Raw genomic sequence first — 11734 nt, 5'->3', positions numbered from 1 at the left:
CGACGCCGGCGCCGACGGCAAGGGCTTCGGGCTGCGCATCAACGGCGTGCCCGTGTTCGCGCGCGGCGCATGCTGGAGCAGCGCCGCGCCGCTCGCACTGCACGCGGACGACGCCACCTACGCCCGCCTGCTCGGGCTCGCGCGCGACGCGGGCTTCAACATGATCCGCGTCGGCGGCACGATGACCTACGAGGCGGATGCCTTTCACGCCTGGTGCGACCGGCTCGGGCTGCTGGTCTGGCAGGATTTCATGTTCGCGAACTTCGACTACGCGCTCGACGATCCCGCATTCGCGGACAACGTCGATCGCGAAGCCCGGCAGTTCCTGTCGCGTCACAGCGCATCGCCGTCGCTCGCCGTACTGTGCGGCGGCAGCGAGATCGCGCAACAGGCCGCGATGTCCGGGCTCGGGCCGAAGCAGCGCTTCCTCGAGCTGACCGCCGACCGGCTGGCCGGCCATGCGGCCGCATGCCGGCCCGACGTCCCGTATGTGCCCGATTCGCCCGACGGCGGCGTGCTGCCGTTCGCACCGCGCGAACGCGTGTCGCACTACTACGGCGTCGGTGCATACCTGCGTCCGCTCGACGACGCGCGCCGCGCGGACGTGCGCTTCGCGAGCGAATGCCTCGCGTTCTCCAACGTGCCGTGCGACGCCACGCTCGCCGAGCTCGGCTGGCCCGGCGTGCACGAGCCGCGCTGGAAGGCAGCCGTGCCGCGCGACCCCGGCACGTCGTGGGATTTCGAGGACATCCGCGACCACTATCTGCAGACGCTCTACGACGTCGTGCCCGACCGGCTGCGGCGCGAGGATCCGTCGCGCTACTTCGAGCTGTCGCGCGCGGTGGTCGCGGACCTGATGCGCGAAACGTTTTCCGAATGGCGGCGCACCGGCTCGCACTGCGCCGGCGCGCTCGTCTGGCAGTTCCAGGATGTGATGCCGGGCGCCGGCTGGGGGGTGATCGACGCCGCGCATCGGCCGAAATCGGCGTGGCATGCGTTGCGCCAGGTCCTGCAGCCCGTGCAGGTGCTGCTGGTCGACGAAGGCTTGAACGGGCTCGACGTGCATGTCGTCAACGAGCGCCCGGCGCCGCTGTCGGCCGCGCTCGAGCTGGTCGCGCTGCGCGACGGCCGCACACCGGTCGCGCGGGCCGGCTGCCCGGTGCGGATCGCGGCACACGACGCGGTGCGGATCGGCTCGGCCGAGCTGCTCGGCCGGTTCTTCGACTGGACCTATGCGTACCGCTTCGGGCCCTGCGAACACGACACCGTCGTCGCAACACTGCGCGCCGACGACGGCACGCTGCTGTCACAGGCGTTCCATTTCCCGTCCCGCACGCATCCGGCCGTGCTGGCACGCCGTGAACTCGGGCTGGAAGCGTGCGTGTCGCGCACCGGTGACACGTGGCACGTCGACATCGACACACGGCACGTCGCGCGCCATGTGCAAATCGATGCGCCGGGCTTCGTGCCGCGCGACGACTGGTTCCATCTCGCGCCCGGCACGCCGGCGCGCGTCGCGCTCGTTCCGCTTGAAATGATCGGCAAGAATGAGGCCGCAGCCAATGGGCCGCCGGCCGTGGAAATCCGCGCCGTGAACGCCGCGCGCACGGTGCGCGCCACGCAGGCCGGTTGACGCGACGCTCGCGGTGGCTGAAAGCCGCGAGCGCCCCTGTCGAATCTCAGTCGGACGAGCCCGTGCCGCGCGGTCGCTCGATCCCGTATGCCTCCATCCAGCGATACAGCGTCGCGCGCGACACGCCGAGCTCGCGCGCTGAAGCCGCGACGCGTCCGCGCGTGCGCAGCAGTGCGGTTTCGATTGCCTCGCGCTCGATCGACTTGCGAATGTCGGCCACCGACGGTGACGCGGCGTCGAGACAGTATTCGAGCTCGAGATCCTGCGCGGTGATCAGGCGCCCTTCCGTCATCACGACCGCGCGGCGCACACGGTTGATCAGTTCGCGAACATTGCCCGGCCAGTCGTGCTTGTAAAGTGCGGTAATCGCATCCGTCGAGAAGCCGCGCACGCGGTGGCGCGCATCGCCGCGGAAGCGTTCGAGCATGTGATGCGCAAGCAGCTCGATGTCCTTGCCGCGCGCGCGCAGCGGCGGCTGGTCGATGCGCATCACGCACAGACGGTGGAACAGGTCCGGCCGAAAGCGCCCTTCCTCCATCGCTTCGCGCAGGTCGACGTGCGTGGCCGACACGATCCGGACATCGACCGGCACCGGATCGCTGCCGCCCAAGCGATGAATTGCGCGCTCCTGCAGAAAACGCAGCAGGCTCGCCTGGCTCTCGTGCGGCAGGTCGCCGATCTCGTCGAGCAGCAGCGTGCCGCCGCTCGCCGCTTCGACATAGCCGATCTTGCGTGCATTCGCGCCGGTAAACGCACCGCGCTCATAGCCGAACAGTTCGGATTGCAGCAAATGCGGCGGAATGGCGCCGCAGTTGACCGCGACGAACGGGCCGTTGCGGCGCTCCGAATGGCGATGGATCGCGACCGCCGTCAACTCCTTGCCGGTCCCCGTTTCGCCGAACACGAACACCGGTGCGTCGGTGCGTGCGAAGCGCCGCACCGTATCGAACAACCGCAGCATCGCGCTGCAGGTACCGACGATGCCTTTCTCTTCCGATTCGAGCCGTTCGCGGTCGCGCGCGAACAGGCATTCCATGCCGTACGCGTGGCCGACCGTATCGGCGATCCGCTGATGCGACGCGGGCAACGTGACGTAATCGAAGCAATAATCGCGCAATAGCGCACGCACGTTCGGCGCAGCGGTCTGGCCGACGTCGATGAGTGCGACCCAGACGACGTCGCGCATCGACGCACAGGTCGACGCGATGCTGCCGATCGCGTCGGCATGGCCGCCGCTCAGGTCGAGGATGCCGCAGGTGATTTCGCCGGACGTGTCGCGCAACTCGCTCGCCTGCGCGACGATCGATACCTTCCAGTCGCGTCGCGCCAGTTCCTTTCGGAGCATGACGGACGGCGACTGCGTCCAGTAAATCAGCGGACGCTGCCCGTTACCACTCCCCGCGTCGGCGATCTTATCGCGCGTTATTGGCATATTCATAACGAACCATCACTTTCTCCACTCCGCGAACCGTTCGCGTGCGCTGCGGCCGGCGGCGCGTGGCCACCTTTCCGCGCCGCGTTTCCGCAGCTTTGGCGAAGATCGAAACTGCACACGGCGAGAGCCCCCGGAGGTCGAGCCGGCTGTCATCCGGCCTCGTTGTCATCGAACTCGAAGGGAACGCGCGGCTGCGGGAGCCACGACGTTCCCGCTTTGACGCGACCCGCCGGCAGGCGGGGCACGTCGGCAAACGGAGCATCCGTCCGCATGTGCGTCGCGTCGTACACGACAGTCGCGCCCGATGCTGAACCAGATCGCGGCCAACCCCTAAGCGGAATGACCGTCGCACTTCATCCGTTCGTGAATTTACACCCCGTTTCGAGATGGTCTTGTTACCAAAAGATAATCCTGAATCATCCGGTTACGCAGCCGGTCGCCCCGCGCGACACACCTTTGGCTACTGAGATTTGATTCTCTCTCAGCATTCACGTCAATCAGTGGCAAATACTACATTTCCGCCAGAAAGGCCCCCTCGATTGCGCGTGATTTTCACCGAAATCCTTTAAAAAAACCGGCACCGCACGCCACACGCCGCATAATCGCGCGCGCAGCCGGCCGGCTGCGCCGCCCGGGCACGGCGCACCGGCCGCCCAGCCGTTACACTCCGTAATCAACCCGCGCGATCGCCGCTCAGGTTCGCAGCGTCGTCTCGCCCTCCCGGACCGGCCGATCGCGCGTGCCGTCCTCGGTCGACGCCTCGTCGCGCGGCGTGAAACCGGCGGGACCGGCCATCTCCTCCTGCAACGCAACATAGCCATTCATCACGAAGCGCGTGAACTCGTCCCGAAAGCGCGCCGAGCCGAAGAACTCGGCATTCGCGCGACACGCATGCGGATCGATCGCCCCCCGCGGCAGCGCTTCGAATCTGGCAAGCGCATCGACCAGTGCGTCGACCGTCTGCGCGCGGTAGAACAGGCCCGTTGCGCCGGCGACCGGCCACGGGCGCACCGACTCGCGCACGCCGCCCTTCCCGTACGCAATCACGGGCGTGCCGCATGCCTGCGCCTCGACCGGCGAAATGCCGAAGTCCTCTTCCGCAGCGAACACGAATGCACGCGCACGCTGCAGGTGGTCGTGCAGCACATCGAACGGCTGGTAACCGAGCAGCGTGACGTTCGGCCCGGCCAGCGCGCGGATCTTCGCCATCTCCGGCCCGTCGCCGATCACGACGAGGCGGCGTTCCGGCGTACGCGAGAACGCGTCGACGATCAGGTCGATCCGCTTGTAAGGCACGAGCCGCGAAGCGGTGAGGTAGAACGCCTCCTTGTCCGGCCGTAGCGACAGGTGGTCGACGTCGACCGGCGGATAGATCACCGTCGCCTCGCGCCGGTAGGTCTTGCGGATGCGGCGCGCGATGAAGTTCGAATTGGCGGCCACGCGATCGACGCCGTTCGCCGAACGCGCATCCCAATTGCGGATGTAATGCAACAGCGCGCGCGCGATGGCCGATTTCAGCCCGCGTGCGAGCCCGGCCTCGTTCAGGTACTGGTGCTGCAGGTCCCACGCATAGCGCACCGGCGAATGCACGTAGCTGGCGTGGAACTGGTCCGGGCCGGTGAGCACGCCCTTCGCAACCGCATACGAACTCGACAGCACGACATCGTACGCCGACAGGTCGAACTGTTCGATGGCCAGAGGAAACAACGGCAGGTAGCTGCGGTAGCGCTTACGCGCGAACGGCAGCTTCTGGATGAAGGACGTGCGCACCGCGCGGCCGCGCAGGCAGTCCCGATCCTCGAGGAAATCGACGAGGCTGTAGACATCGGCCTGCGGAAAGCAGTCGATCATGTGCGCCAGCACGCGTTCGGCGCCGCCAGGCACGACCAGCCAGTCGTGAACGATCGCAATCTTCAAGTACCGCTCCCGATTCTCCATTGACGTTCGATAAAGGCGAGCCGCGCGACGCAGCCGCCATGCCGTGGCAATTATCGGAAAGCACCGGCACCGCCGATGTGTGCTAGCGGACATTACGACGCTGTTGGCGGACGACGCCATGCTCGTGCGAACCCCGAGCGTGGGTAAGCTTTCGAACAGACCGGCGCGCGCGGTATCCGCATCATGATCATCGCCGCTTCGCACTGGACGAACGTATTCGTGCGGCACGGCGTGCTGAAGGTTTCACACGAGGACCGCATCATGGAATGGCATTGTTGTGAATTCGAACATCTGAGCGCCGTCGATCTCTATGCAATCCTGCGCGCACGCAACGCCGTGCTGGTCGTGGAGGATGCGCATACCCATCTCGACATCGACGGCAAGGACGCGGGCGCATTGCACGTCTATGCGACCGTACGCAACGGCGACGTGGCGGAAGTCGCGGCTTACGCACGGCTCCTGCCCGGCGACGACATCGATCCGGACGTCGTGATCGACAAGGTACTGACGAGCGAAGCGTGCCGTGACGGCGATACGCTCGAACACCTGCTCGAACGCGCGCTGACCGCCGCGCTGGCCGCATGGCCGGACGCCGCGCTGCGCATGCACGTTCCCGCGCCGCGCCAGGCGTTCTACAAACGCTTCGGATTCCGCAAGGCATACGGGCCGTATCTCGAACAGGGTGCGCCGTTCGTCGGCATGATCCGGCCTGCCGACCGCACCGCCGGCGCGCTGCGCCAGCTGCTGTCCCGGACCATTTCGGCAGCCCGGCCCGGAAACGAAGACGCGCGTGCCGACGGCCGCGTACGCAACCTGCTGCCCGCCGATACCGGAGCCAACCGATGACACGCACCCTACGCCCGGTTCCCGCCCCCGACCTTCCACGCATCCTGCCGGTCATCCTCGCCGGCGGGTCCGGCACGCGCCTCTGGCCGCTGTCGCGCGAACAGTATCCGAAGCAGCTGATCGAGCTGACCTCGAACGAATCGCCGTTGTCCGCGACGGCGCGCCGCCTGAACGGCATCACGAACGCGGTGCTGGGCGACACGCTGTTGCTGGTGTGCGGCGAACAGCATCGCATCATGAGCGCCGCGCAAGTGGTCGACCGTGCGGCGCCCGCCCGCATCCTGCTCGAACCCGCGGCGCGCAACACGGCACCGGCGCTCACGCTTGCCGCGCTCGACGCCAGCGAGCTCGAGGACGATCCCGTGCTCGCGGTGATGCCGGCCGATCACGTGATCGCCGATGTCGGCGCGTTCCAGGACGCGATTGCGCGCGCGGCACGTTATGCGCAGGAAGGCGCGATCGTGACGCTCGGCGTGCTGCCCCGCCGCGCGGAAACGGGCTACGGCTATATCCGGGTCGGCGAGCCGCGGACGAGCCGCCACGGCGGACAAGGCGGTTATTCGATCGGACGCTTCGTCGAGAAACCCGACGCGGCGCTCGCCGAGCGCTATCTGCAGTCGGGCGACTACTGGTGGAACAGCGGCATTTTCGTCACACGCGCATCGGTCTGGCTCAAGGCGATTCACGCACTGGCGCCCGAGATCCATGCGGCCTGCGAGTCGGCGTGGCGTGCGGGCGTCGCAGACGATCCGTTCTTCCGGATCGACGCCGCGGCCTTCGACGCCTGCCCGTCCGACTCGATCGACTATGCGGTCATGGAGCGCCTGGCCGACAGCAGCGAACTGGGCATCGAAGGCATCGTGGTGCCGCTCTCGGCCGGCTGGTCGGACGTCGGCACGTGGGATGCGATCTGGGAAATCATGCCGAAGGACGACCACGGCAACGTCGCCCGCGGCCCGATCGTGTTCGAGGATACGCAGGACAGCCTCGTGCGTTCGGAAGGCCGTCTCATCGCGTGCGTCGGCATGAAGGATGTCGTCGTGATCGAAACGCCCGACGCGGTGCTCGTCGCGAACAAGCACGACGTGCAGCGCGTGAAGAACATCGTCGCGCGCCTGAAGAGCGACCGGCGCCCGCAGGCGAGCGAACACCGCAAGGTGCAGCGTCCGTGGGGACATTACGATTCGATCGATCTCGGCGAGCGGTTCCAGGTAAAGCGGATCGTCGTCGAACCGGGCAAGCGGCTGTCGCTGCAGATGCACTATCACCGCGCCGAGCACTGGATCGTCGTGCACGGCACGGCAAAGGTGACGCGCGGCAACGAGACCTTTCTGCTCAGCGAGAACGAGTCGACCTATATCGCCGTCGGCGAAGTCCATCGTCTCGAGAATCCCGGCCGCATTCCGCTCGAAATCATCGAAGTGCAATCGGGCAACTATCTCGGCGAAGACGATATCGTGCGCTTCGACGACCAGTACGGGCGTCCGGTCGTCGACACGCTGCCGGAAACGCACGCGGTGCCGCTCGCTGCACCGGAACCGCAGGTGCAAGTGACAGAGGGAGACGTCGTGCGGTAATCGCGTGCCGCGCAAGCCGGCGCGTGCATCGATGCGTCAATCGATGCCGCGCTGCGGCGGGCGCGCCTGCCTGAGCGCTTCGCGCACATGGGGCAACGCCGACGTGTCGGCCCCGACCACGTCGACCGACGCCAGCTGCATGACCGCCGCCTTGCACTGCTCGGCCTTCGCGCCATCCGAGGAACAGCCTCCGTCCCCACCCACCTGCACCGGCTCCCCGCCGATCGCGAACAACCGGTTATCCGCGATCCGGTACTGCGACACGTTTCCCCACACGCGAATGCCGTCAAACCGCGCGTGCGACACGCGGTTGCCGATGACGACCACGCGCGTCACCGAGCCCGACCACGTACTGACGTCGATCGCGGCCTGCTGTGTGAGCGGGCGCGGATCGGTCCGGCCCGCCTCGGTCTGGATGGACGAAATCACGTTGTTCTCGACCCGGACGTCGGACGCGCCGTAGGTTCGGTAGCTATCCTCCTGCGCAACGAGGATCCCCGCACTGACCTGCACGTCACGCACGATGTTGTTCGAGATCGTCACGTCCGCGCCGCCGACCACCGTGATCCCGCGCCCCCACGTGTTGCCTTCGAGCGAGTTGCCGGTAATCAGCACGTTGCGGCTCAGCGCCCCGTCGGCCTGGTAGCTCACCACGGCGATCATGTCGTCGCCGGTACCGCGCACGACATTGCCCTGGACCAGCACGTTGCGCGTGCCGTGCGTCATGTGAATGCCGTCCGCGAGTGTCGAGTGCACCTGATTGCCGACGATCGCGACGTCCGATCCGCCAAACACGAATATGCCCGCGCTGGCACCGCCGTCGATGACGTTGTCGAGCACCTGCACGTCGTGCCCCGTCACCTCGACCTTGGTCGACTCCGGCGTGTCGAGACGCGTCGTGCCGGTTCCCTTGAAATGAAACCCGACGAGCGTCGTACCGTCCGCCTGCATCTCGATCGTCTGATTACCGGGATCGGTCGCAATCAGCGTTGCGCCGAAACCCGACAGCACGACATGCCGCTGCCGCACGACCAACGAACGGCCGACAACATACCGTCCGGGCATGAACACCAATCGCTGGCCCGGCCGCAGCGCGTCCAGCGCGCGTTGCACGGCATCAGCCTGATCGGCTGCATCCGGGGCGGGATGAATGTACGCATCCGGTAGGTCCGCATGAATCGCACGCGGTGCCGGTGCGGCGGATACGGCTTCGGCGCATCCCGGCCACGACAGCCCGCCAGCGATCATCAGGCCGGCTATACCGGTGCATACGCGAGACAGGTATTGCGATCCGCGCATATCGAATCATTTCCATGGAACGAGCTGACCCACACGTCCGCGAATCCGCCCGGCGGAATCAGCCGGTCGCATCGCCCGATGCGAACACACGGCTTCCCCGACGCGACGTGAGCGTACGCGCAAGCTTCACGAACGGAGCTTCACACAGTCGGTAGCCGGCCCACGCCAATGGAATCAAAGGCACGATCGGTACGATCATGTAAAGGCCAAGCGGCCATCCAACGATGTGGAAACGCTGACACAACCAGAAAGCCACGAAAAGCGGAAGACTGTGCAACAGGTAGACCGAGTAACTGATCTTTCCGATCCACGAAAGCAGACGGATGCGAAGCTTCAGCAAGGTTGCCAGTATCGCGAATGTCGCGATGCCGATCATGTAAGCGAGCGAAATAGGAAGATGAAACGCGTTGTGATGACGCCAATCCTCGATGGCCCCCACCAGCGCAATGCCGACGACCGGTATCGTCACGCAGGCGACCGCCGACCTGTAAGTCAGCGATAGTCGAGACAGCGCACCGCTCCTGGCCAACCTGATACGCAGCAATTGCGAAGGATTGTCATACGCCATCCGAAAGCAGGCGCCCCAGAACATGATGCCGAGGTGGTACGGCATGGTCTTGTACTGACTGAGAAGATCCGCCGGGAAGAGTCGCAACTCCAGGGTCAGCACAAACAGCCCGCACAGCCCGATCGTGACAAGACACAAATGGAGCATCCGGTGAAGCGCCCCGCACCAGAACAAAATCAGACACAACCCGTAAAAATACAACTCCGTTTCCAGCGTCCAGCCATGAGGCAGGATCAGACTTTCCCCAAACGCGGCCGGAATCATGGTCACATTGGCCAGAAAGCCATGGATGTCCATTCTTTTGTCGAACAGATACCAGTGAACAAAATACCCGGCAGGAAGCGCCAGCCAATATGCCGGATACAGCCGAAGGAATCGTCGAACGAGAAACCGCTTCGTGCCCGCGCCGATCTCGCCGTGCAGGCTGGTTGGAATCAGCATGCCGCTGATCGCAAAGAAAACGACTACCCCGATTCTTCCGAAATTCACGGAACGCTGCAGGGTGTCGAGCACATACTGTGAGCCGGCAAGGGGGACGAACCGTTCGGCAAAGTGCGTCCAGATGACGAGGATCACCGCAACGGCACGCATTGCGTCGATATGGTCAAACCGCTCCGAATCCTTCGCTTTTGACATGACTGGAATGATGAAGACTCAAGGTACAAGACTGCCCGCCTGCAAGACCGGACCATCCATTTCCGACCTTGACGAAGCAGACAGAGGCGCACTGCACATGCTCACAATCAAGCGATCGCCGAGCGGGCTTCGACAACTTCCTCGCGGCCCGCACCGCTGAACGACGAAAACACACGCTGGCGAAAGGCCTCGGGATGGCCCGGCGTGGTTCATTTGACGTCTGAATGCTTCGCATCGACCCAATACCACCACGCGAGTGCGAGAAGCGCATAAAAAACCGTGCGCGAGCCGAACATCATCCAGTATTCGCCTTGCTGGACGGCGAAGGTCGCATATGAAAAGACCTTCGCCATCAGCCATAGCATCACGACCCCGCCGCGCATCGCAACCACGATCTGCAGCGCGCCGAGCGCGCCGTACACCAGGCCGGTCATCGCGACGAAGAGCGCGCCCCCGGCATAGCCGAACCAATACACGGGCACCGCCATGTTCCCCATCGTGAAGGTGACGTCGTCGAACATGTAGGCCCTGAGCACGCTTGGCTCGGTGTACGACTTCATCAGGTCACGCAAGCCGCTCGGTTCGGAGTCGTCGAAAAACGTCGGCATGGTCCAGGAGCCGAGCGAGTGCACGAATCGCCAGAATGCATCCGTGCCACCGAGCCTCGGCGCCGTGAACAATTGCGCGTCGTTGTCGACCACGTACCACGGCTGGCCCTGCAGCAGGAAGCGCGAAGAGAGCATGTCGGTTACTTCAAGCCCCTGCCCCCTGTAGGAGTAGACGATGGAAACGGCACCGAGCAATAGCGCCAATCCCGCACCGATACCCAGATAACGAACGACCGGCTTGCCGTTCATCGCATGAATCGAAATGAACGGGGCAAGCGAGCACAGCCCGATGTGCAGCACTGCCATGAATTGCTCGCCATGCATCACGTTGAGCGCCAGGTCGACGGCCATCGTCAGGATCGCCGCCACCCGGATGCGCTTGTCGGAACTGGTGGCGATGGTGCCCAGCAGAAAGCCCATGAAGGACTGATTGTTCAGGAACAGGTTGAACATCATCCCGTTCGATGAATCATTCCGCAGCGCATATCGATTGATGCCGGAAAACAACGAGAACCCCGACGTCAGACCGGCGATCACACCGATCGCGATAATCGTGGCCGCGAGTCCGAACCCCATCGCGATGCTGATCGGTTGCAACGTTATCCGCGCCCGGATCGACGCCCGCACCGGGCGTTCGTCCAGAAATCGACCGAAGGCAACGAGCGCACAGACGACAAAAACCACGTAGAACGACAGGAGCCGGCTGAATGCCCCGGTCGCGTCGCCGATGACATCGGTTTCCGTCAGATAGCCACCGTCCTCCAATCCCACGCCCGCAAGGAATGCGGTCATGGCGATCGCCAGCACGTAAAGCATCGACACGGCAAACACCGGGCGCGTTCTGACCAGGCCGACGAGCCCCAGTGTTGCCAGCAGCAACGTGCACAGGGCGCTCGATTTCGCCATTCCGAGCGCCGGCATCGCCGCGTTGAACAGCAATGCCAGCGTGAATAGCGTCAAACCAATCACGCCGGTGGCGGATACGAAGCCGCCGCTGCCTCCCAATGTTCCCGTCGTCTTACCCATCGTGCCGCAACCCGAAATTCGTTCCTTCCTTCACGCACCTGCACCATGCAGCTGCGAGCCGATCGCAGGAGATCAGGGACGTGGCGCACTGCATCCGGGAACGCATGGCCGGCTCGGGCGCAACGAACGACATCGCTCGCGCCGTATCCGTATCGACCTGACGTTTGC

The 11734-nt window shown here is 65.0% G+C and carries 8 protein-coding genes; 3 read left to right on the top strand and 5 right to left on the bottom strand.

Annotated elements, in window-relative coordinates; genetic code table 11:
* Window positions 1-1633, top strand: a 1633-nt coding sequence (locus tag G3N93_RS04275) for a glycoside hydrolase family 2 protein (protein WP_206132339.1), incomplete at its 5' end; no start/stop codon positions are given.
* 46 nt (window positions 1634-1679) lie between these two features.
* On the opposite strand, the gene G3N93_RS04270 is transcribed toward G3N93_RS04275, so the two are convergent.
* Both G3N93_RS04270 and G3N93_RS04265 read right to left on the bottom strand, forming a co-directional pair.
* Window positions 1680-3071: a sigma-54 dependent transcriptional regulator gene (locus tag G3N93_RS04270; RefSeq protein ID WP_174935615.1), complete on the bottom strand. Its 1392-nt coding sequence runs from the start codon at window positions 3069-3071 to the stop codon at window positions 1680-1682.
* A 690-nt stretch (window positions 3072-3761) separates the two neighbouring features.
* Window positions 3762-4985: a glycosyltransferase family 4 protein gene (locus tag G3N93_RS04265; protein ID WP_206122430.1), complete on the bottom strand. Its 1224-nt coding sequence runs from the start codon at window positions 4983-4985 to the stop codon at window positions 3762-3764.
* A 204-nt stretch (window positions 4986-5189) separates the two neighbouring features.
* On the opposite strand from G3N93_RS04265, the gene G3N93_RS04260 reads away from it, so the two are divergent.
* A complete protein-coding gene (locus G3N93_RS04260) occupies window positions 5190-5852 on the top strand; it encodes a GNAT family N-acetyltransferase (RefSeq protein WP_174935619.1) in 663 nt (220 codons plus the stop codon).
* Window positions 5849-7429: a mannose-1-phosphate guanylyltransferase/mannose-6-phosphate isomerase gene (locus tag G3N93_RS04255; protein ID WP_174942365.1), complete on the top strand. Its 1581-nt coding sequence runs from the start codon at window positions 5849-5851 to the stop codon at window positions 7427-7429. The genes G3N93_RS04260 and G3N93_RS04255 overlap by 4 nt, the downstream gene beginning before the upstream one ends.
* Window positions 7430-7465: 36 nt before the next feature.
* On the opposite strand, the gene G3N93_RS04250 is transcribed toward G3N93_RS04255, so the two are convergent.
* From G3N93_RS04250 to G3N93_RS04240, 3 genes are all read right to left on the bottom strand, one after another.
* Entirely contained in the window at window positions 7466-8728 is a 1263-nt protein-coding gene (locus tag G3N93_RS04250; RefSeq protein ID WP_206132338.1) for a nitrous oxide reductase family maturation protein NosD, read from the bottom strand.
* A 58-nt stretch (window positions 8729-8786) separates the two neighbouring features.
* Window positions 8787-9932, bottom strand: coding sequence for an acyltransferase (locus G3N93_RS04245; protein ID WP_174983011.1), 1146 nt, complete (start codon window positions 9930-9932; stop codon window positions 8787-8789).
* A 209-nt stretch (window positions 9933-10141) separates the two neighbouring features.
* Window positions 10142-11566: a DUF6418 domain-containing protein gene (locus tag G3N93_RS04240; RefSeq protein ID WP_206132337.1), complete on the bottom strand. Its 1425-nt coding sequence runs from the start codon at window positions 11564-11566 to the stop codon at window positions 10142-10144.
* Window positions 11567-11734 lie beyond the last annotated feature (168 nt).

This window comes from Burkholderia sp. Se-20378, assembly GCF_017104665.1.
In the GTDB taxonomy this organism is placed as follows: Bacteria; Pseudomonadota; Gammaproteobacteria; order Burkholderiales; family Burkholderiaceae; genus Burkholderia; species Burkholderia lata.
This window is presented reverse-complemented; position numbering and strand designations above follow the sequence as displayed.